Source organism: Amycolatopsis sp. NPDC023774, from assembly GCF_040639695.1.
Lineage (GTDB): Bacteria > Actinomycetota > Actinomycetes > Mycobacteriales > Pseudonocardiaceae > Amycolatopsis.
This window is the reverse complement of record NZ_JBFAAJ010000001.1, coordinates 344,087-363,985: the sequence shown is the minus strand read 5'-3', so window position 1 is coordinate 363,985 and position 19,899 is coordinate 344,087. Positions and strand designations below refer to the sequence as shown.

21 protein-coding genes, 1 tRNA gene and 1 pseudogene are annotated in these 19,899 nt (G+C 70.2%); 11 read left to right on the top strand and 12 right to left on the bottom strand.

The annotated features are described in order from the left end of the window. The first annotated feature begins 78 nt into the window (after positions 1–78). The gene (locus tag AB0F91_RS01855; RefSeq protein ID WP_360593880.1) at positions 79–1,653 is read left to right on the top strand and encodes a beta-N-acetylhexosaminidase; all 1,575 of its coding nucleotides are present in this window, start codon (positions 79–81) and stop codon (positions 1,651–1,653) included. 53 nt (positions 1,654–1,706) lie between these two features. Here AB0F91_RS01855 and AB0F91_RS01850 read toward each other — a convergent pair whose 3' ends face one another. Continuing rightward, entirely contained in the window at positions 1,707–2,402 is a 696-nt protein-coding gene (locus AB0F91_RS01850; protein WP_360593879.1) for an MOSC domain-containing protein, read from the bottom strand. A gap of 237 nt (positions 2,403–2,639) precedes the next feature. Between AB0F91_RS01850 and AB0F91_RS01845 the strand changes: the two genes are divergently transcribed. Beyond that, complete coding sequence (locus AB0F91_RS01845; RefSeq protein WP_360593877.1) at positions 2,640–3,785, top strand: hypothetical protein; 1,146 nt, start codon at positions 2,640–2,642, stop codon at positions 3,783–3,785. Positions 3,786–3,976: 191 nt separating this feature from the next. On the opposite strand, the gene AB0F91_RS01840 is transcribed toward AB0F91_RS01845, so the two are convergent. Beyond that, positions 3,977–4,237, bottom strand: coding sequence for a hypothetical protein (locus tag AB0F91_RS01840; protein ID WP_360593875.1), 261 nt, complete (start codon positions 4,235–4,237; stop codon positions 3,977–3,979). Between the two features lie 41 nt (positions 4,238–4,278). Here AB0F91_RS01840 and AB0F91_RS01835 point away from each other — a divergent pair, with 41 nt between their 5' ends. Continuing rightward, positions 4,279–4,554: a hypothetical protein gene (locus AB0F91_RS01835; RefSeq protein ID WP_360593874.1), complete on the top strand. Its 276-nt coding sequence runs from the start codon at positions 4,279–4,281 to the stop codon at positions 4,552–4,554. A gap of 831 nt (positions 4,555–5,385) precedes the next feature. On the opposite strand, the gene AB0F91_RS01830 is transcribed toward AB0F91_RS01835, so the two are convergent. Further along, complete coding sequence (locus AB0F91_RS01830; RefSeq protein WP_360593872.1) at positions 5,386–5,706, bottom strand: helix-turn-helix transcriptional regulator; 321 nt, start codon at positions 5,704–5,706, stop codon at positions 5,386–5,388. A gap of 155 nt (positions 5,707–5,861) precedes the next feature. On the opposite strand from AB0F91_RS01830, the gene AB0F91_RS01825 reads away from it, so the two are divergent. Beyond that, on the top strand, positions 5,862–6,647 hold the full coding sequence (locus AB0F91_RS01825) for an SGNH/GDSL hydrolase family protein (protein ID WP_360593870.1): 786 nt from the start codon (positions 5,862–5,864) through the stop codon (positions 6,645–6,647). Then, on the top strand, positions 6,644–7,213 hold the full coding sequence (locus AB0F91_RS01820) for a TetR/AcrR family transcriptional regulator (protein ID WP_220244346.1): 570 nt from the start codon (positions 6,644–6,646) through the stop codon (positions 7,211–7,213). Before AB0F91_RS01825 ends, AB0F91_RS01820 begins: the two co-directional genes overlap by 4 nt. 297 nt (positions 7,214–7,510) lie before the next feature. Here the strand turns inward: AB0F91_RS01820 and AB0F91_RS01815 are convergent, their stop codons facing one another. Next, positions 7,511–8,896 carry an NAD(P)/FAD-dependent oxidoreductase gene (locus tag AB0F91_RS01815; RefSeq protein ID WP_360595109.1) on the bottom strand — a complete coding sequence of 462 codons (1,386 nt, stop codon included), beginning with the start codon at positions 8,894–8,896 and terminating at the stop codon, positions 7,511–7,513. A 199-nt stretch (positions 8,897–9,095) separates the two neighbouring features. Here AB0F91_RS01815 and AB0F91_RS01810 point away from each other — a divergent pair, with 199 nt between their 5' ends. From AB0F91_RS01810 to AB0F91_RS01800, 3 genes and pseudogenes are all read left to right on the top strand, one after another. Next, positions 9,096–9,824: a DUF2786 domain-containing protein gene (locus AB0F91_RS01810; protein WP_360593868.1), complete on the top strand. Its 729-nt coding sequence runs from the start codon at positions 9,096–9,098 to the stop codon at positions 9,822–9,824. A 139-nt stretch (positions 9,825–9,963) separates the two neighbouring features. Next, a complete protein-coding gene (locus tag AB0F91_RS01805; protein WP_360595107.1) occupies positions 9,964–10,698 on the top strand; it encodes a Long-chain-fatty-acid--CoA ligase in 735 nt (244 codons plus the stop codon). Positions 10,699–10,846: 148 nt separating this feature from the next. After that, a pseudogene (locus AB0F91_RS01800) lies at positions 10,847–11,842 on the top strand (adenosylhomocysteinase); the annotation flags it as partial. A gap of 143 nt (positions 11,843–11,985) precedes the next feature. On the opposite strand, the gene AB0F91_RS01795 reads toward AB0F91_RS01800, so the two are convergent. Genes AB0F91_RS01795 through AB0F91_RS01785 form a run of 3 tightly spaced genes read right to left on the bottom strand, consistent with a single transcriptional unit; the run spans position 11,986 to position 13,324 of the window. Continuing rightward, complete coding sequence (locus AB0F91_RS01795) at positions 11,986–12,309, bottom strand: VOC family protein (protein ID WP_360595106.1); 324 nt, start codon at positions 12,307–12,309, stop codon at positions 11,986–11,988. 50 nt (positions 12,310–12,359) lie between these two features. After that, a complete protein-coding gene (locus AB0F91_RS01790) occupies positions 12,360–12,728 on the bottom strand; it encodes an SgcJ/EcaC family oxidoreductase (protein WP_360593866.1) in 369 nt (122 codons plus the stop codon). Beyond that, on the bottom strand, positions 12,725–13,324 hold the full coding sequence (locus tag AB0F91_RS01785; protein WP_360593864.1) for a hypothetical protein: 600 nt from the start codon (positions 13,322–13,324) through the stop codon (positions 12,725–12,727). Before AB0F91_RS01785 ends, AB0F91_RS01790 begins: the two co-directional genes overlap by 4 nt. Before the next feature lie 86 nt (positions 13,325–13,410). On the opposite strand from AB0F91_RS01785, the gene AB0F91_RS01780 reads away from it, so the two are divergent. Then, on the top strand, positions 13,411–14,376 hold the full coding sequence (locus tag AB0F91_RS01780) for a LysR family transcriptional regulator (protein ID WP_360593863.1): 966 nt from the start codon (positions 13,411–13,413) through the stop codon (positions 14,374–14,376). A gap of 24 nt (positions 14,377–14,400) precedes the next feature. After that, positions 14,401–14,847 (top strand): VOC family protein, encoded by a 447-nt coding sequence (locus tag AB0F91_RS01775; protein ID WP_360593861.1) that lies wholly within the window; start codon positions 14,401–14,403, stop codon positions 14,845–14,847. Between the two features lie 14 nt (positions 14,848–14,861). On the opposite strand, the gene AB0F91_RS01770 is transcribed toward AB0F91_RS01775, so the two are convergent. The 3 genes from AB0F91_RS01770 to AB0F91_RS01760 all read right to left on the bottom strand — a co-directional run bounded on the left by AB0F91_RS01770 (position 14,862) and on the right by AB0F91_RS01760 (position 18,214). Further along, a complete protein-coding gene (locus AB0F91_RS01770) occupies positions 14,862–16,004 on the bottom strand; it encodes a P-loop NTPase fold protein (RefSeq protein WP_360593859.1) in 1,143 nt (380 codons plus the stop codon). Next, positions 15,971–17,518: a P-loop NTPase fold protein gene (locus tag AB0F91_RS01765; RefSeq protein ID WP_360593857.1), complete on the bottom strand. Its 1,548-nt coding sequence runs from the start codon at positions 17,516–17,518 to the stop codon at positions 15,971–15,973. Before AB0F91_RS01765 ends, AB0F91_RS01770 begins: the two co-directional genes overlap by 34 nt. Before the next feature lie 294 nt (positions 17,519–17,812). Next, entirely contained in the window at positions 17,813–18,214 is a 402-nt protein-coding gene (locus tag AB0F91_RS01760) for a hypothetical protein (RefSeq protein ID WP_360593856.1), read from the bottom strand. Between the two features lie 41 nt (positions 18,215–18,255). Here AB0F91_RS01760 and AB0F91_RS01755 point away from each other — a divergent pair, with 41 nt between their 5' ends. Beyond that, the gene (locus AB0F91_RS01755) at positions 18,256–18,666 is read left to right on the top strand and encodes an LppA family lipoprotein (protein ID WP_360593855.1); all 411 of its coding nucleotides are present in this window, start codon (positions 18,256–18,258) and stop codon (positions 18,664–18,666) included. A gap of 122 nt (positions 18,667–18,788) precedes the next feature. Here AB0F91_RS01755 and AB0F91_RS01750 read toward each other — a convergent pair. Both AB0F91_RS01750 and glpR read right to left on the bottom strand, forming a co-directional pair. Beyond that, positions 18,789–18,861, bottom strand: a tRNA-Ala gene (locus AB0F91_RS01750). Positions 18,862–18,933: 72 nt separating this feature from the next. Then, entirely contained in the window at positions 18,934–19,788 is an 855-nt protein-coding gene (gene glpR, locus AB0F91_RS01745) for a gephyrin-like molybdotransferase receptor GlpR (protein WP_360593853.1), read from the bottom strand. Between the last annotated feature and the right edge of the window lie 111 nt (positions 19,789–19,899).

The window sequence follows — 19,899 nt, the reverse complement described above, 5'->3', positions numbered from 1 at the left end:
CCTTTCGGCTGTTGTCCACTACCTGCCTAGTGGTCTATACCTCTTAGGGTCTGTCTTCTCCCCGACCGGAGGTAGTCCGTGAGGAAGAGCTTGTCCAGAGCCGTGCTGGGGGCGACCGTGCTGAGCCTCGCGGCGCTCGGCCTGCCGGCGTCGGCGACGGCCGCGGCCGCCGCGCCCGAACGCAGCGTCGCCGACATCGTCCCGCTGCCCGTACAGGCCAAGGCCGACCCGAAGGCAAACTTCACCCTGTCGCCGCTGACCGTCATCCGCGCGGGCAGGGGCACGAACCAGGTGGCCGACTACCTGCGCGGCCTGCTGCACCCCGCCACCGGCTACCCGCTGCCGGTCGTGCCGGTCAACGCCGGCCTGCCCGCCATTTCGCTCGACCTGGGGCACGCCGACAGCCGTGTCGGTGCCGAGGGTTATCAGCTGTCCGTGGCGAAGTCGGGCGTGACGCTGGAGGCCAACACCGCCGACGGCCTGTTCGAGGGCGTGCAGTCGTTGCGGCAGCTGCTGCCGTCGGCGATCGAGGCGAAGAGCGTGCAGTTCCGCAAGTGGACGATCGCGGGCGGCACCGTGCTCGACTACCCGCGCTTCGGTACGCGCGGTGCGATGCTCGACGTCGCGCGCCACTTCTTCGACCCCACGCAGGTGAAGACCTACATCGACCAGCTGGCGCAGTACAAGATCAACACGCTGCACCTGCACCTGGCCGACGACCAGGGCTGGCGCATCGAGATCAAGAGCTGGCCGCGCCTGGCGACCGAGGGCGGCAAGGGCGCAGCGTACGGCGACCCCGGCGGCTACTACACGCAAGCGCAGTACAAGGACATCGTCGCCTACGCGGCGTCGCGGCACATCACCATCGTGCCGGAGATCGACATGCCGGGTCACACGAACGCGGCCCAGTCGGTGTACGCGGAGCTGAACTGCGACGGCGTCGCGGTCCCGCCGCGCACCGACACGGAGGTCGGCTACAGCTCGCTGTGCATCGACTCGCCGACGACGTACAAGTTCGTGGAGGACGTGATCCGAGAACTGGCGGCCATCACACCCGGCAAGTACCTCGGCATCGGCGGCGACGAGGCGCACTCGACGTCCGACCCGGACTACAAAGCCTTCTACGCCAGGGTGAACCCGCTCGTCGCGAAGTACGGCAAGGTCGTCACGGGCTGGCACGAGATCGCGAAGTCCGACCTGCCCGCCACGGCGATGCCGGAGTACTGGGACCAGGGCGGCGCGAGCCCCGACCTCGCCGCGTTCGCCGCGCGCGGTGGCAAGGTGCTGATGGCGCCGTCGAACCACGCGTACCTCGACATGAAGTACACCGAGGACACGCCGCTGGGCCAGGACTGGGCCGGCCTCGTCGAGGTCAAGGACTCCTACGACTGGGATCCCGCGACGTTCGTGCCGGGCGTCGGCGAGAGCTCCGTGGCCGGCGTCGAGGCTCCGCTGTGGACCGAGACCATCCGCACGAACGACAACATCGAGTACATGGCGTTTCCCCGCCTGCCGGGCCTCGCCGAGATCGGCTGGTCGCAGCAGTCCGGGCGCGACTGGGACACCTACCGCGTGCGGCTGGCGAAGCAGGCGCCGCGCTGGGTGGCGCAGGGGATCGACTTCTACCGCTCCCCGCAGGTGGACTGGAAGTAGTTCGTTTCGAAGAAGTGCCCCTTCCCTGGGTTTCTCAGGGAAGGGGCCTCTTTTCAGCCCGCGTTGCGCAAGCGCCAGCGCTCGACCGACGTGCGGATGCCGCCGGAGTACGACGGCGCAAGCGCAGGCGTCGCCAGGATCTTCTCCGCGCGTTCGACTCCCGCTTCCGCGATGCGCGGCTCGAGCTGCGCGAAATTGGTGAAGGCGATCAGGTGCACCTCGGCCACGGTCGGGGCCGCGGGATCGGACTCGACCACGCGCACGCCACCGGAGGTCGGCACGCGGCCCGGCCGCAGCACCCGCATGTACCAGCCACAGCGCCCCGAGTCGATGAGCGCCGGCACGACGTCCTTGCGCCCCGTCCGCATGGCCAGCTTGAAACACGGCTCCCGCGGCTGCGACACCTGCAGCCGCGCGTCGCCCCACTCCCAGACGTCGCCGATCCGCACGCGCGTCTCGTCCGCGCCGCTCACGGCGAGGTTCTCCCCGAACGCCCCGAGCCCGACCTCGAACCCGTCGACCGCCCACGCCGGGTAGTGCTGCGCGGGGTAGACGTAAACGGCTTTGTCGACCCCGCCGTGCACGCTCAGGTCGGCCTGCTCGTCGCCGTCGAGGTTAAGCGGTGTTAGCTCCAGCTCGGGCACGGCCACGCGGTCCTTGACGATCGCGCTGAGCACCGGGCGTTCCCGCCGGTGTCCGAGCACGGCGGGGCGGCCGACGAAAACGCCGGCGAGTTCGAGTGTGATCACCTGCGCGAAGCTAGCACGCGGCCCACCGCGGAGCGGGCGCTTTTCGTCCGCCGCCGAAGCCGGCCGCCGGCGCGCTGCGCAGACGCTTGCGGCAAGCGTCGGCGCCCGGCCTCATCCGGGCTGCTCCGATCGGAGATTTCGGTCGTTTGGTGGCGACACGGCCCCTTGATCTTGATAAAGGAACCTCTCCGGTGTGGTCTGGAGCACAACTGCACCACGGAAAGAGGGGTTCCGAAAATGCGACTGTGGCCGCGGCGCCGCACTTCCCGGTCTTCGCGACATTCCCGCGACGACATCGCGGCTCTGATGCCCTACGGCCCGTTCTCCTCCGTACGCGTCCGCAACGAGGCGGTCGAGCGTGGAGAAGCGGGGTGGGACGTCGCGTATTGCTGCTTCACCGACCCCGACGAGGCGACGCGGTGCCACGCCGCTTGGCAGCAGCACGCTCCCGCGCTGAAGAGCACGTTGCTCCACGGCCGCCGCAGCGCCTGCGAGCCGGATGTCGACGGCTCTTACCTGCACGAGGACGGAACGCGGCACTGCGGGCAGCCGGCCGAGATCATCGCGCTGATGGCCGAACTGGCGCCGCCGAGCCGCGAGGAACTGGCTGCCCGGCAGGCCCGCGACGCCGAGCTGGCCCTCGAAACCGTGCGAGCGGAGAAGGCCGCGTGGGAAGCGCGGCAGCCGAAGGAGATCGTGCTGGCGGAAGCGGGCGACGATGCCCCGATCCCCCACCACGACAAGTTCGTGAAGGCCACGCAGATGACCGTCGGCGGCCAGCCCGTCGACCGGGTGAAGTTCCACTTCACCGAGTTCACCGGCGACGAGCCGGAGCCGGTCGTACCCGAGCACGACAGCACCGACACCGAACGGCAACGGCTGGTCTGCGACGAGTACGACGTCGCCCGCACCTTGTGGGCGAAGGCGGTCTATCGGCGTGAGGCCACGCCGGTGCTGCGCGCCGCCGCGTCCGCCTGGCCCGAGGTCGCCGAGGCCTTCGCCCGGATCGGCCAGGCCTGGTCGGATCTCGACGACCCGCCGCACGGCTGGCAGGTCGCGGTCAAGCGGCTGCTCGACGCCCACGACCACGCGAGACCCATCGTGGAGGACTGGGAGCATCTCCACGCCCGCAAACTGGCCACCGTCGGCGCCGAGCTGACCTACAGCTGCGGTGAGCTGGCCGAGCTTCGCACACAGCTGAGCCTCGAGCTGGGTATCGACAACATCGAGGAGTGGCACATCGGTCGGGTCGAGGACGGCACCCCCGATCCGCTCCACGCCGACATCCAGGACGGGGCGAGCGTGCAGCTCGAATCCCTCATCCAGCCTCAGCGCGACCGGCTAGCGCTGATCGCCGATGTCGCGGGGCGGCTGACGGCGTGAGCGTGCGCCCCTGCCGGAGTCGGAGACCCTGGCGACTCCGGAGGACGCGAGTTCCTCGCGTCGCAGGTCCGCGTGCCGACGACCCCGAGGTGCTCGACGCGATGTGCGCGGCCTCGGATCCGGCGGACCCCGGCCGGCGGTGGCGCGGACGCACCGGTCGTGGCTGACCTGAGCCTTGTTGACTTGTGCGGTCAGGCTTTCGCGGTTTCCCGGATGGCCTCGTCGACCGAGCGGTGGACGGGTGGGTCGACGAACAGCTCGCGCAGGAACAGCCCGTCGAGGTGTTCGATGGTGAGCCCGGGCTGCTTGCCGGTGAGGGCGTTCACGCGACCGCCGAGGCGGAACATCGCGCGGACGACGCCGGCGGGCAACGTGCGGACCGAGCGAGGCTTTCCCGCGGCGCCGGCCAGGCGGGTGAGGATGTCGGTCCAGCGCAGGTTTTCCTCGACCACGGGGATGTCCGCGCCCGGCGCCGTCCTCGAGAGCGTCGACGGTGACGATGCCGACGCCGCGCGCACTCGTCGCCGCGCTGCCGCCCTGGGGCGCGAACAGCGGCGCCGCCGACCGCACCCACTTCACCACCGGCACCACCCACTCCTGCACCCGCCCGGGCGCGACGCCGAACACGTACGGCACCTCGAGGACCGCCACCGGCAGGTCCGGCCCGGCCGTCTCGCGGGCGAGCTTGACCTGCTCGATCCGGCTGCGCACGTACGGGTGCTTCGCCGCCAGGCCCCATTCCGGGTGCACGCGGTCGAAGTACGTGTAATACGACGCGAGCACCGCGGCCCTCGTGCACCCGACCTCGCGCGCCGCCTTCAGCAGAGCACGACGTACCGCCTCGACCCAGCAACAACACCACGCTGCCCGGCTTTGGCCACGTCCGCGAGATCACCCTCCGAAGCGCGACCCCCATCCGCGCGCTCTGCGGGTCCGCCACCCACAGCCCACTCCGGCCCAGCGGCAACACCACGCTCCCCAGCCTCGGCCACATCCGCGGAAACCCCCCAGCGCATCTCCGGCATGCGTGCGGCGGCCGACCGCGCCATCGGCGGACTACCGCTGCCCCGGCCCCGCAGTACGACCGGCCCGCCAGCCGTCTCTCCCGCGGACCCGCCCCTTCCGCGCGCCGCCGCGCCACCGCGCGACCCCGGCTCGGCGAAATCACTCGCGGAAACTCCTCCCCCACCGTCTCGCGCCGCCATTCCAGTGGGCGCCGGCCGGGGCACCCCGGCGGCAGGACGCGCGTCGCCGGCTGTTTTGTCTGGGGCTACAGGGCTCCCGGCTTCTCGCACCGGCTCACTCCGTCCGATCCCAGGCGCCTCAGCGGACCCGCCGTCTGCCATTTCCCTCGCGGCCAAGCCATTACCCGACCCAGCGTGGTCGAACCCGGCAACGCCGTCGTCGACGATCTCCCCTGTCACAAGAGGGTTTCCGGCAGAACCATCAGAGCCGATCTCGACCGACCCCAGCTCGCTCGCCAGGAACGTCGCGACCATGTCCTCCTCCCAGCGCTCCCGGTACCACTGCGGCAACAGCCGCAGGACGGCTCGGTACCGTCTCTCCAGTTCCGTCACTTTCCCTCCCCGGTCAACGAAGTTCATGCGTGCCTCGCCTGCCAACCGCGCAGGCGGGCCGTTGCCGCCTCGGCGTTGGCGTGTTGCCGGGCAGCCTCGGCGGCGACCGCGTCGGCGCCTGAGCGGGTCAGGCGGTAGTAGCGGCGCAGCCTGCCTTTCAGGACCTCTTCGCGGTCGTGTTCCACGAGGCCCTCCGCGGTGAGGCGGTCGAGCGCGCCGTAGAGCGTGCCGACCTTGAGCTTCACACGCCCCTCCGACAATTCCGCGACTTCGCCGACGATGCCGTAGCCGTGCCGCGGCTCGCCCACAAGCGCGGTGAGGATGAAGAAGACCTGCTTGGACATCGCCATGCACCAACGTATCGCCGACCGATATATCTCGGCAAAACCCACACGGGTGAACCTCGGGGCCCATGAAGAAGTGAACCTCACGTAGACACCGTCTACTGCAGTTTGATAGACAGTGTCTACAAGGTGAACCACGGGTTACGGAGATCGACATGGGCTTTCAGAAATTCGTCGCCGTCGGCGACAGCTGCGCCGAAGGGCTCGACGACCCGTACCCGGACCACAGCCAGTACCGCGGCTGGGCAGACTTCGTCGCGGGCCGCCTCGCGCAGGACGAGCCCGATTTCCGCTACGCCAACCTCGCGGTGCGCGGCCGGCGCCTCGACCAGATCGTCGACGAGCAGCTGCCCGCCGCCGAGCGCCACGAGCCCGACCTGATCGCCCTGTTCGGCGGTGGCAACGACGTGATGAGCGGCGGCTGGAACGCCCGCACCGTCGCGCGCCGCGTCGACGCCGCGATCCGCCGGTGCACGCACATCGCACCTACCGTGGTCACCTTCACCTTGAGCGACATCGCCCACCGCATGCCCTTCGGCGCCCGCATGCACCCGCGCTTGACGGCCCTCAACGACGCCATCCGCCAAGCGTCGGTGAGCTACGGCGCCAAACTCGTGGACCTGTGGCCCGACCACGCCGCCCACGACTCGCGCTACTTCGGCCCCGATCGCCTGCACCTGTCCGAAGCGGGCCACCTGCGCGTGGCCGGCCACGTGCTCGACCGCCTCCACATCGGCCACGACGACGGTTGGCTCCAGCCGCTCCCCGGCTCCCCCACGCGCCCGAGCCTGCGCGCGGACCTGCGGTGGTTCTGGCAGGAGGTCGTGCCGGTCGCCGTCACCCGCCTGCACAACCGCCTGATCGGCCGCTCGCCCGGCGACGGCTTTTTCCCCAAGCGCCCCGACCTGCTGCCCGTCGCGTTCTCCGAAGCGCAGCTGTGAGCGCCCGCCAACGGCTGATCACCACCGCCGAGACCCTGCTCGCCGACGAAGGCGTGGACGCCGTGACGTTGCGGGGTATCGCGAAGGCCGCCGGCGTCTCGCACGGCGCGCCCCTGCGGCATTTCTCGGGCCGCGCCGAGCTGCTGTCGGCCGTCGCGACGCTCGGCTTCGCGCAGCTGCTCGAACGCGGCGCGAAGCTGCCCGAAGGCAACCCGCGTGAACGCGTGACGGCCGCCTGCCACGCGTACGTGGCTTTCGCCTTGGCCAACCCCGCGATGTTCGAGCTGATGTTCCGCCGCGACCTCATCGACCCCGCCGAACCCGGGCTGGTGGCCGCGAGCAGCGCCGTCTTCGACTACTTCGCCGACCTCGTGCGACTCGACCGCGAAGCAGCGCACGACGACCGGCTCAAGCCCGGCACCGACCCACGGCTCGTCGCGGCCTCGCTGTGGGCAGCGCTGCACGGACTCGCGCAGCTGTGGCTGTGGGGCGGGCTGGCGGGCGCCAGCTTCGCGCCGTCGCCGGAATCGGCCCTCGCGGTGACGCTCGACGCGTACTTGGGCTGACGCTCGGCGGGGAGCAGCTCCGGGGTCCTCCCGATCACCCGTCGCCTCGTGGAGGCGTTCACGCGCACGCCGCCGGGGCGGCCGAGCCCGAGCCCGAGCCGAGGTGCCTGACCGAGCTGGAGGTGCTGTGGTTCGTCGGCACCTGCGCGTCCAACGCGAACGTCGCGGCCGGGCCGCTGGGGAGCGGGCGACCGTGAAGACGCACCTCGACCGGCTGATGACGAAGCTGGGCGTCTCGAGCCGCGCGCAGGCCGTGGTCGTGGCGGACAGACGGGCATGGTCCGCCCGCGCGGCTGATCACCAGCCGGCGGGCAACGCGAGGCCGAACTCCTTGCGCAGCGCGGTTTTCGCGGCGTGCAGGCCGGCCATGCCGTGCACACCGGGGCCCGGCGGGGTCGCGCTGGAACAGAGGTAGACGCCGCTCAACGGGGTCGTGCACGGGTGCCAGCGCACGACTGGACGGGCGAGCAGCTGCCGCAGGGTCACGGCGGCGCCGGAGATGTCGCCGCCGACGTAGTTCGCGTTGTAGTTCTCCAACTCGGCCGCGGAAACCCCGCGTGAGGCGAGGATCGTGTCGCTGAACCCCGGGGCGAAGCGTTCGATGCGGCGGCGGACGACGTCGGTGGCATCGAGTGGATCGCCGTTGGGCACGTGCGCGTAGGCCCAGATCGGCTGCTTGTGCGGAAGCCCGCGTGAGGCATCGGCGGCCATCGGCTGGGCCAGCAGCACGTACGGCTCCTCCGCGCGCCGGCCACCGGCCACCGTGTTCTCGCCGGCGCGGACCTGCGCGGCCGTCCCTCCCATGTGGACGGTCACGGCCCGGGCCAGCTCCGGCTCCCGCCACGGGATCGGCTCCGACACGAGGAAGTCGACTTTCGCCGCGCCCGGTCCGTAGCGCACGTTCTCGAGCGCGCGACGGTAACCGGCCGGCGCGAAGGGACCCGCGAGTTCGAGCACGCCACGCGGGCTGACGTCCAGGAGCACCGCGCGCGCCTCCGCGAACTCCCGCAGGTCCGTGACACGGCTGGAGGTGTGGACACGACCGCCGTGCGCGACGAAATCGGCGGCGAGCACGTCGGTGAGCACCTGCGTGCCCCCGCGCGGAACCGGCCAGCCACTCGCGTGCGCGAGGTGCCCGAGCAGCAGGGCCGTGCCCCCGCCGGCCAGCGACGGCAGCCGGCCCATCGGGTGCGCGGCCACGCCGGCGAGCAGTGCGGGGGCCTCGGGACCGCGGAACAGGACTTCGTCGACGCCGGTGCCGAGCGCGAGGATCCGTGGCGCGAACAGAGCGGCGAGGGAGGGGCGCGGCGGATGCCGGAGATCGCTGAGCAGCAGGTCGGTGATCTCGGCGGTGTGCTCGACGAGCGGTCCCATCAGGCGGCGCCAGCGCTCACCGTCGGGGCCGAGCCGTGCGCAGGTGCGGGCGAGGTCCGCATACGCGAGGCCCGTGCGGCGCTCGTCGACGGGATGCCCGTACGCGACTTCGCTCCGGCACAGCTCGACGCCGTGCGCGGCGAGGTCGAAGCCCCGGAAGAACGGCGAGGCGACAGCCATCGGATGCACGGCCGAGCAGACGTCGTGGACCACGTCGGCGTCGAACAGCCGGGCCGAGCGCGCGCCCCCGCCGAGCTCCGGCGCGGTTTCGTGGAGGTCGACCGCGAGACCGGCGCGGGCCAGCAGCACGGCGGCGGCCAGGCCGTTGGGCCCGGAGCCGACGACCACCGCGTCAGGGGCCTCAACACGGGAATCCACTCACGGATCGTATCGACACGCGGGCACCCTGCCACGCGCCCGAACACCTGATCGAATATTGTCGTACCCCGCGCCTACCTTGGACCCCACGCCGGCCCGCCCTGGCCCGGCCCAGCAGGAGAGGGGGATCATGCCCGCCCACGACACGCAGCTGGAGCGCATCCGCAAGCTGCTCGCGAAGGCCGAAGACCCGGCGGTGACCGCGGAAGAAGGCGAGCTGTACAACACGAAGGCGGCCGAGCTGATCGCCCGGTACGGCATCGACAACGCGATGCTCGCCGCCGCCGGGCAGGGCTCGGACGACATCACCGTGCTGAAGATCCCCATCGAAAACCCGTACAGCCGCGACAAGGCGAGCCTGCTCACCAATATCGCGTACCCGTTGCGCTGCCGCACGTTGCTGCACCGCGTGGGCCAGGGCGTGGACACGGTCACGGTGTTCGGGTTCAAGTCCGACCTCGGGCGGGTGGAGCTGCTGTTCACGAGCCTGTTGCTGCAGGCGAGCACCCAGCTCACGCGCGTGCGGCCCGACGACCGGGTGTTCCGCGAATCCCTCGCCGCGTACCGCCGCACGTGGCTGCACGGCTTCGCGCGCGCCGTCCACGATCGGCTGGTGCGGGCGGAGGACACGGCAGTGCGCGAGCACCCGGGCTCGGGCGGGCAGTCGGCCGAGCTGGTGGTGCGCGATCGGAACACGCTCGTGCAAAGCGCGTTCGACCGCGAGTACGGCGACCTGCGCGCGGCCGCGCCACGCCGGCTCTCGGGTTCGGGGTACCGCGAAGGCCATCAGGCGGGCACGCGCGCCACGCTCGACCCGGCCGCGCTGGCCCGGCGCCGGCAGGCCCTGCCAGTGCGGTGACCATATTCTGGGGCTGTCCCGACGATTCGCGGTTTACCCTGCGAGCCATGAACGTTGCCGGTCACCTCGCCCCTCGTCCGGAGCCGCCCCCGGCTTCCGGCGGGAGAAGCGGTGCCCGGTCGTGAGGGGCGAGCCGGTCGTGCGCGTCGAGGACCTCGCGACGCGGCCGGACCTGCGCCGTCCCGCGCTGGAGCTGGGTGTGGTCGGCGGGGAGTTCCTGGCGCACGACGTGATCGGCGACCTCGCGGCGTCCGCGAGGTTGGCGGCGCGCTGGCCGGAGTTCTTCCTGGTGCTGCTGGAAGACGACGTGCCGGTGGCCCGGGCGGCGGCGATCCCCGTGGCGTACCCGACCGAGGAGCGGGCCGAGCTGCCCGACCACGGCTGGGACGGCGCACTGCTGTGGGCCGCGCAGGACGTCCTGGACGGGCGCGAGCCGACCACACTGGTGGCGCTGGAGGTCAACGTCGCCGAGCGCGCACGGGGCCAAGGCGTCGCGGCGCTGGCGCTTATGGAGCTGAAGAACCGAGCCCGGCGGGCGGGGCTGTCGCGGCTCGTGGTGCCGGCGCGTCCGACGGGCAAGGCAGACCACGCGTTCGAGTCCATTGTGGACTACGTGGCTCGGCGGGACGAGCATGGCCGGTCGGCGGATCCGTGGCTGCGCAACCACGAACGGCTGGGCGCGCGGCTGGTGAAGATCGCGCCGTTCGCGATGATCGTCACCGGCACGCTGGACCAGTGGGAGGCCTGGACGGGAGTCCGGCCCGGCGACGGCCTCACGACCGTGCCCGGCGGGATCGCGCCCGTGCTGGGGTCGGTGGCGCAGGACCTCGGCGTGTACGTGGAGCCGAACGTGTGGCTGGAGCATCCGCTCTGACCTCGGCTATCGTGGTGGTGTGTGCACTCGTCGGCAGGAGCTCGTGACGCCGATCTTCGGCGACCACTCCTACCGGTGTGACTTCTACGGCTGACGACGTCTTCCGTCCCCGTTCGAACGTCACCCACAACCGAAGAGGAACACAGTCATGCCCGAAACCCATCCCGCCACGGCCTGGGCTCTCAAGCACATGCCGCTCACCGCGCAGGCGGTCGCCGAGCTGACCCCGGTGCTCGCCGGCAAGCGGCTGGCGATGTGCCTGCACGTCGAGCCGAAAACCGCCGCGCTGGTCACGCTGCTCGTGCGCGCCGGCGTCGACGTGCGGCTCACCGGCTCGCCCGGCACCACCCACGACGACGTCGCGGACGCCCTGGGTGAGCTGGGCGTCGCCGTGTTCACCCGCCGCGGTGACGGCGAGGCCGAACACGCCCGCAACATCGAGCGCGTGCTCGAGGTCGAGCCCGACCTCACGCTGGACAACGGCGGCGACCTCACCGTTTCGCTCCTCGGCTCCGGCACGCCGGCGGGTTATCTCGGCGGCACCGAGGAGACGACCACGGGTGGAATCCGGCTGCGCGAAACGAAAGCGCGGCTCGGCAAGCCCGTGGTCGTGATCAACGACTCGCGGCTGAAGCTCCTGGTGGAGAACGAGTTCGGCGTCGGGCAGAGCGTGGTGCAGGGCTTCCTCAACGCCACCAACCTCATGGTGCCGGGGACGCGGGTCGCGGTGCTCGGTTACGGACCGTGCGGCAAGGGCGTTGCCGACACGTTGAGCCGGCTCGGCGCGCGCGTTGCGGTCTGCGACACCGACCCGATGCGCGCGCTGGAAGCGATCCTCAACGGCCACAGCATCGGTACTGCCACCGAGGTCGTGGCCGACGCGCAGCTGGTGTTCACCGCCACCGGCGACCCGGGCGTGCTGGGCGCGGCCGAGTTCGCGGCGTTGCGCGACGGCGCGGTACTCGCCGGCGTCGGGCATTTCGCGTGGGAGATCGACCGGGCGGTGCTCGCCGAGAAAACCGTCCGCACCGTCGAGTACGGCGCACCTTCGCGACGCACGGGCCACGTCCTCGACGACGGCCGCGAGATCGTGCTGCTCGACCAGGGCCGGATGCTCAACCTCACGGCCGCCAACGGAAACTCCATCCAGGCCATGGATCTCGGCCTCACGCTGCAGGCCCGGAGCCTCGCTGCCGTCGCCGCGGGCGGCCTGGCCGCCGAGGTGCAACCCTGCCCGCGGACGTGGAGCACCGCATCGCGACCGACCTCGTGGCCGCGTTGCGCTAGCTACTTCTCAAGGCCCGGCGGCAGGAAACCGTGCTCGGACAGGTCGAACCAGTTGCCTTCCGGGTCGATCGCGCGGTACTCGGCGAACGGACGGTCCCCGCCGCGCAGCACCGGTCGGGGAACGCCCGCTTCGGCGAGCTTGTCTGCGATGGGCGAGATTTCCGCGACCTGGAAACCGAAGTGGTTGAGGCCGGTGGCGACGTCGCCGTCGAGCTGCTGCTGGATGAGCGCCAGGTTGAGGTAGCCGTCGGTCACGAAGTGGCTGCCGTCGGGGTCGGTGTGGAACAGCTCCATGCCGAACTGCTCGCAGTAGAACGCGGCCATGCGCTTCGCGTCCTGTACGACGAAGGCGAGATGACGCAGGCGGGGGCGGGTCATGCGGTGGGTCCCTTCGGGATCATGCTGTGAAAAGCGGTGATCGTCGGTTCGCCGTCGTGGCGGACCACGGCTTGCGCGTGCGTCACCACGCCGGCGGGCCCGATCTCCGATGTTGCGTGCACGAGCGAAAGCTCCGGCGACAGGCGACGGATCAACGTGACTTCGGCGGACAACGTGGTGCCGCGGTACGCCGTGGCGAACAGCTGCGCGTGGCCCGTTTCCACGGCTTCGCGGCCGACGAGCGCTTCGCCGCGCACGTTGACGAAGTGGACGTCGGACGCGAAGACGGAAGCGAACTGCGTTGCGTCCCCGCGCGCCCAGCCGTCGGCCATGGTGCGCCAGAGCGCGCGAAACGACTCGTTCACGCCGCCACCATCCCTACGCGCAGTGGCAGCGATTCGCAGTCGCCGTTCCACGCGGCCAGCGAGTAGTAGAACTCGCCGTGCCGGCGTTCGAGGTAACAGACGACATTGAGCGGCCAGCCCGCGCTGCGGAAGACGTACGCGTCCATCGGCGTCGGGCGTTCGCTCAGCGGGCGGCCGCGTTCGCATTCGGGCCCGAGGCGATGCCAGTCGGGGTGCAAGTGGACCGAGCCGAGCACGTCCAGACCGCGCGCGCCGGCCTCGCGTGTGATGCGCAGCAGGTCGGTGGGGTCGAGCCACCACGCGCGCACCGAATTCTCATACGCGGGGCCGAATTTCGGCACGATCATGGTCGCGAAATCTTCGCGTGCGCTCGGGTCGGTGACCCGCGCGTTGCGGCCGAAGGCGAGGTCCGAGACGATCAGCGCGTCTTCGGCGCAGGTGCCGAGCAGCACGGCGAAACACGGTCTCGGTTCTTCGGGCGTGATGAACGCGTATTCGATGGCTGCGGCGTCGAGGAACCGCTGCAGCACTTCTTCGGAGAACAGCACGGGAAGCTTCGTTTTCCCGATGAGCGGAACGGGGACCAGAGATGTCACGCCCGGCACCGTAACCAGGCGCGATGCGGTGTGGCCATGCTCATCACGGGTTCGGCCCTATTGCATCCGGCGATAATGTTTTCCCCATGCGCCTGGAAATCCGGCACCTCGAGCTCGTGGTCGCGATCGCCGAGGCGGGCAGCCTGCGCAGAGCCGCGGCCCGCCTGCACCTCACGCAACCGGCGGTGACCACGCAGCTCAAGCGGATCGAGCAGTTCCTCGGCGGATCGCTGTTCGTCCGTTCGGCTGAAGGCGTGCTGCCCACCCACACCGGCACGGAGCTGGTGCGCGACGCGCAGAAAGTGCTGCACGGCTTCGACGCCCTGCAACGCGCGGCGCGCGTCATCGCGCAACACGAAGCGGGCGTGCCCGTGCGCGTCGGCGGGATTCCGGCGCAGCAGTTCAGCCTGCTGGTGAACACGTTGACGACCATGCTGCCTCGGCGCGAAGTCACCAGCCGAACGATCCGCGAAACCAGCGCGCTGACGGCGTTGCTGCGCTCGGGTGAGCTCGACGTCGCCGTGATGCGTGCGTTCCCGAGTTTCCCCCTGATCCCGCCCGACGGCGTCGAGCACCGCTTGCTGCTGCGCGAGCCGTTGTTCATCGGCGTCGCGGAACACCACGCCTTGGCCGCGCGCGGAGAGGTCGCGCTGGCCGACCTGGCGGGCGAGAAGTGGGTGATGCCCGACCCGGACGACAGCGGGATGAACGAGTTCTTCGCCCGCACCTGCGCGTCGGCCGGCTTCGACCAGCGCATCACACACCTGACGAACGAAGCGCACGTCGCGTTCGCCCTCACTGCCGAGGGCCGCGCGATCTGCCTGCTCTACCCCATCGGCACCGACCGCACGGGCATCGCGACGGTGTCGCTTACCGGCACCCCGCTGTATCGTGAGCTCGTCCTCGCGTGGCGCACCGACTCCCCGATCGCTTCGCTGGTGGACGAGATGTGTGCCAAGATCGACGCCGGGTACCTCGCCCTGGTCGAGGACTCGCGGTTCTACCGGAAGTGGTGGCACGAAGGCGGTTCCGCGTTCTCGCTACCGCTGTGAAGTCGTTGCCGTGAAGGAGTTGCCATGCCGATCAGAGGTCTGAACCACGCCGTGCTCTGGGTCCGCGACGCCGCCCGCAGCTGCGCCTTCTACGTCGACGTCCTGGGCTTCCGCGCGGTGCACACCTCGGACCGCGCCGTCTTCCTCCAGGCCCCGGACTCCCACAACGACCACGACCTGGGCCTCTTCACCCTCCCGGACGCCACCGCGGCCCCTTCGGGTTCCGTCGGCCTCTACCACCTGGCGTGGGAAGTCCCCACCCTCGCGGACCTCCAGACCTACCTCGACGCCCTCACCGCCGCGGGCGCTCTCGTCGGCTCCACCGACCACGGCACCACGAAAGCCCTCTACGCCAAGGACCCGGACGGGCTGGAGTTCGAGATCTGTTGGCTCGTGCCGCAGGCGCAGATCACGGACATCTCCCGCTTCGGGGCCGACACGCCTGGTGAGTCGGCCCGCATCCCGGCCTGAGGTCACTCCGCCGGCTAGAGCACGTAGGAGAACCGGCGGATCACCGGAACCCACTTCTGGAAGTGGGCCAGGCCGTCCACTTGCAGCGCAGCCGAAACCTGGGCAAGCCCCCGGTACATCCGAAGCCAGTCTCGTGTTTCTTCTTCGCCCAGGACGCCGACGATCGCGTTCCGCCACCGCTCGCCCTCGCGCCGGGGCTCGCAATCCGCGACGAACTCGGCCCACGTCGCTTCGCTCGAGCGGCGGGCCAGACCACCGCGGATCGACCGGCTCGCGTCTGCCGGGCCGCCCAGCGCCATGCCCAGCAGATGGGCCGGCGCGGTCAGCAAGCCGAGCAGCGCGACGACCACCTGGTACTCACCGGGTTCCCCGTCTTCGCCGAGGAACCGCGACGCCTCGGACAGATCCCGGGTCGAGCGGAGCATCCGGTACAGGTTGAACAGCCGTTTGGCCTCGCGCGGCGTGGCGACCAGCCGGTCCAACGAGGACAGTAGTTCGATCTCCCGGTCGGTGAGCGGACGTGGCGGTTTCACGGCGCGCTCGGGCCGCCGTCGCCTGTCCACTTCGGACCCTACTTCGACGTCCGGAACGGCCTGCCGCACAACAGGCGATCGGAGCAGCGGCTCGGGCACGGATCGGTCTTCGATGCTCTCTTCCGGCACGAGCGAGCGCAGCAATCGGCGCAGGCTTCCCGACGACATGCCAGGCAGAACCAGCGGCAAGTTGATGATCTTCTCCAGGTAGTCCTCGGGCGTCACGTGCCCGCCGGCGGGCGTCTCCGCGAGGATCTCGTCGTAGTGGCTGCTCAGCGACCGCACCAGCCACCGGGGGTCGACCCCGACCACCACCACGAACAGCTCCAGCGCGAGCAGCAGGTGGACTGCCTCGAGCACCTCGACCACCTGCCGCGAGCTGCACCGGTCGAGGGCGTCGATGTACAGCACGATCCGGTCGATCGCCTTGCCACCCGGCTCGGGATGCGCTCGCCAGTCGGCCATCAGTTCGACGAGCTGCTCGAAGTCCTTCCGGATCGTCGAGACGAGGCCGAGGTTGCGGCGGTAGGAGTCGTCGCGCGCGCGTTCGGCGAGAAACGTATAGAGGCTCCGGCCCGGCGTCAGCTCGGTCAGCCGGCGACCGAGCTCACCGACGCGAGCCACGACCTCGTCCAGCTGTGCCTCGGCGACCCGTTGATCGGCCTCCGTCCTGCGGATCTCGTCCAGCAACCCGGCGACTTCCGGCGAGGCCTGGTCCATCCCGCTGCGCAGCTGGTCGCCGAGCTCGCGCAGCGCCTGGATTCCCGATCTGGCCCGGCCAGGAACGCGATCCCGGTGCCGGCCAGCGCGGCGAACCCGGCGCCCGCCGCAGTCAGCCACTGCCATGCGGCCGGCGCGACTACGGCGACGAGGAAGCCCACCAGCAGGATGACCGCGGCCGCGGCCAGCGCGACCTTGCCCCAACGGTCCTTGGGCGATCTCCGCAGCGCGTCGGCCTCGGTCAGCGCGCCACGCAGCTGCTCGACCAGCAACGCGCCTTGCTCGGCCTCGTCCTGCACGCCGAGGTGCCGCCACACCTGCGGTGAACCCGCCAACGCGTGGACAAGGGCTTTTCCCGTGGTTTCGCGTTTTGAAGTGGCCTTGTCGACGTCGGCCTGGAGCTTGGCGACTGCGGTCTGCGCCTGGTCCTTCGCGTCCTCGAGTTCCTTGGCCTGCCCGAGCCGTCCGCTGAGCTCTTGTCGCAGCTTCATCCGACGTTCCTGCGCGCTCGGGCCGGGTCCGGCGAGCTGGCGGAAGATCTCGTCGCCGAGGCTGGCCCACAGGTTGGTGTCGGCGTAGTGCCAGGCGTTGAAGCCGATCTGGACGACCTCGTGCGTGTAGGCGGGGTTGCCGGAGCCCGCCAGCCGGTTCACCTCTTCCCGCAGCAGTCCCATGAAGTAGCTCTTGCCCGACCCCCACTCGCCGAAAATCCCGACGGACAACGGCAACGGGGTGCTGCGATCGGCGATCACCGTCGCCATCATGGACACGTACGGCGCGACCCCGAGGCGGTCGCGCTCGAGCGGAATCCCGACGTTGGGGTCGACCCGGTCACTCGAAACGCCCCCGGCCAGCTCGGCCGCACACGTCTCGCCGCTCCAGGCCGCTCGGATCGCGGCTTCCGTCGCGCTGTCGCGGCAAAGGAAAACAAGTCGTCGGAGACCTCCGTCGTCGGCGCCTTGAAGCGCCTTCACCGCCGCAGGAATGGCCACGGCAGCAACGGCGTCCGGCTCGAAACCGAGGCTGCCCGCGCCCAGCAGCGGCAAGCCCAACGCGACCGCGCCCGCGTTTGCCGCCGTCTGCACGACGGCTTCGGTGGACGTTGCGATCGCAGGCAGCGTCGGGTCTTGGAAGGAACCACCGTCGTGGGGTGTCGCGAGCAGTACGAACCTCAGCGAACCGGAGACCGTGTCGCGCAGATCGAGGACCTGCGGCAGCTCCGGCGTGATCGAGTCGTAGGCGATCGCTTCCCAGTTAACGTCGGGAAACTCCCGGCTGACCGCGTGCCCGAGGGTGCCGAGCGTGCCGCCGACGGAAATCACGATGGCGTCGACACCGGCTTCCCACGGCCGATCCGTGCGCGCCACGTGACACGAAACCGCGCCCGCTGAGCCGAGGTAGCCCGGTTCCCCTGCCATATCAGCGTGCGGCCTCCCCGTCGCGACCTGACCTTGGCGATCAGCCTAGCCCGCGCAACGGTGTCACCGCCTCATCCGGAGATCCTCCGACGGATCCGCATACATCGGCGGACAACCACCCTCGACCACTTCCGGCCGCAACTCGTAATGCCACGGCTCATTCCGGTAGATCTGGCACAACCCATCCCGAACACCGTGCTCCGACAGCCAGGTCCCGGCCGTCGGCGGCCCGACGTCCACCGCGTGCCCGACACGTGAGCGGATGTATCCGGAGCAGCCACCCAGCGCGCGGCTTCAGCCGCAGACGCCGTACCGCGCCACGGCGTCTGCGAGCAGCCACTCCTGGTACTCCGGTGACCGCCACCCGCCGTTGACGAAGATCTCGACACCCTCGGCAGCAGCATCGGTCGCGGCCCAGCGCAGGACGGCCAGCAAGGCGGGATCGAGATTCACCACGTCGGCGGCCCATCGAAGGCCGTCACCGGAACGGGGACGGCGCCGTGCGACTGGGGCGGCCGGATTTCGAGCGAGGCATGCGGCCTGTGAAAGCAGCGCGGTGTTGCCGGCACGTTCGAGGTTTTCGATATACCACTCCTCCAGCGGCACGTAGTCCGCCGAACTGCTCGACAGTTGCGGCAAGCCGACCGACCCTTTCACCCCGGGAGCAGATGAGGATGCCGCCTCCACCAAGCTCATGAAGCTTCCCGACATCGACGAAGCAGCCAAGCAGTACCAGGATGGCCACTGACCTCCAGACCACGCTCGGCGACCGGATACCCGCGCTCAAGCAGTGGACCGCGACGAACGAACAGATCCGAGCAGCATGCGGCAACGACTACCCGGGCATCGGCTCAGCGGGCGAAGACCTCAGCCTCGAGAACTACGTCGTGCCCGTCAAGCTGCCCGATGCCGCCAACGAACGCGCACTCACCATCGTCGGCACCACCGCGGCGAAGGACGGATTCACAGCCCAGCCACAATGCCTGCACGACGCCCCAGGCTCGCACGACGCCTTCTTCCACAACCAGACCGACGCCAGCTCAAACCAGTTCTGCGCCGACAAGCAAACCCTCATCGGGATCACCATCGGCTGCCACCTCACCGTCGCGACCAAAAAGCTCGGCCAGCTTCCGCCGGCACCCACCTAACGCAACCACTGCGGGGCCCGGGGGCGAAGCCCTCCCGGGCGGGGCCTGGGGTTACACCCCAGAAAACAAAACGGAGCGAGTCGGTCGGCGTTTTCCGCCAACACAACTCGCCCCGAATTACGTGGAGCTGAGGGGAATCGAACCCCTGACCTTCTCGATGCGAACGAGACGCGCTACCAACTGCGCTACAGCCCCTCAGAGGCGCGAGCCCCTTGTTCAGTGCTCGTAGAGCGTATCAGCCGCCCCAAGAGCACCGAACGCCGGGGGTCACTCCCCGACCGCCCGGCGGTACGGGCTGGTCCCGGGCTCGTCGAGCTCCTCGAAGGCCGGGTCTTCGTCGTCCAGGTCGACCACGACGGCCTGGCGGCGGATGCGGGACATGGGTGATGGCTTGCGTTCCACGATCTCGCGGGGCGTGGGGGAAACGACCTCGACGTGGTCATCTTCCTCCGAAGCGACCGGAGCCGGAGCGGAGGCCGAAGCGGCAGGATGCTCCGTACGGCGCGGTGCCGGAAGAGGCTCCCGAGCTTCCCGTCCCTCCCGCGCATACCGCGCCATGCGCCGCTGCCGGATGTCGTTTTCGATGCGGACCTGGCGGCGCAGGTACACGAGGTACCCGACCAGGATCAGGTCCACGACGGCGTTGCCCCACCACACCACGGACATCACGAAGCCCGCGAAGGCGGCCGACGCGACGGCGAGGATCAGCAGGATCACCACGATCCGCTGGCGGAACGCGTACTTCGCCCGCGCGGCGATCTCCGCCGCCTCCGGGTCGAAGCCACCGCGGCCGGGTCGGTAGCCGGGGCGCGAGCGGGCGGGCTCGTCGCGCACGTCGGCGGCCGGCTGAGGCAGCGGCTCGGGTTCCGGTTCTTCCTCTTCGAGGTCGGCGTCGAGCTCCGCCTCGAGTTCGGCGAGGTCGTCCTCCACCGAAGGTTTCGCACTTTCGGACACGGCGAACTCCTCCTGTCCTTCGTTGCGAGCTCCCCCGCTGCGCACGACGCGCGCTGCGAGCGCGGACGACGGCGTCCGTGCGACCTGCTGGCGCTTGCGAGCCACCATGGGCACGAGAACGACGAGCCATGCCGCGGCGAGCGCGACGATGATCACCGAGCTGGGCATCTCCCGTCACCTCCCCCGATCCTCTGCTGTAGTCACGCTAGCCACAACAGTCACACAGGAGACGCAGACTCGCCGGGTCCGATCACGAAATTGCCTCACCGGATTAGGTGA

Coding starts and splice junctions, on each gene's coding strand:
- AB0F91_RS01845 (WP_360593877.1), top strand. CDS start 2,640: ATGCGACTGTGGCCGCGGCGCCGCACTTCCCGGTCTTCGCGACATTCC.
- AB0F91_RS01830 (WP_360593872.1), bottom strand. CDS start 5,706: ATGTCCAAGCAGGTCTTCTTCATCCTCACCGCGCTTGTGGGCGAGCCG.
- AB0F91_RS01825 (WP_360593870.1), top strand. CDS start 5,862: ATGGGCTTTCAGAAATTCGTCGCCGTCGGCGACAGCTGCGCCGAAGGG.
- AB0F91_RS01810 (WP_360593868.1), top strand. CDS start 9,096: ATGCCCGCCCACGACACGCAGCTGGAGCGCATCCGCAAGCTGCTCGCG.
- AB0F91_RS01795 (WP_360595106.1), bottom strand. CDS start 12,309: ATGGCCGCGTTCTACTGCGAGCAGTTCGGCATGGAGCTGTTCCACACC.
- AB0F91_RS01780 (WP_360593863.1), top strand. CDS start 13,411: ATGCGCCTGGAAATCCGGCACCTCGAGCTCGTGGTCGCGATCGCCGAG.
- AB0F91_RS01775 (WP_360593861.1), top strand. CDS start 14,401: ATGCCGATCAGAGGTCTGAACCACGCCGTGCTCTGGGTCCGCGACGCC.
- AB0F91_RS01765 (WP_360593857.1), bottom strand. CDS start 17,518: ATGGCAGGGGAACCGGGCTACCTCGGCTCAGCGGGCGCGGTTTCGTGT.
- AB0F91_RS01760 (WP_360593856.1), bottom strand. CDS start 18,214: ATGAGCTTGGTGGAGGCGGCATCCTCATCTGCTCCCGGGGTGAAAGGG.
- AB0F91_RS01755 (WP_360593855.1), top strand. CDS start 18,256: ATGGCCACTGACCTCCAGACCACGCTCGGCGACCGGATACCCGCGCTC.
- glpR (WP_360593853.1), bottom strand. CDS start 19,788: ATGCCCAGCTCGGTGATCATCGTCGCGCTCGCCGCGGCATGGCTCGTC.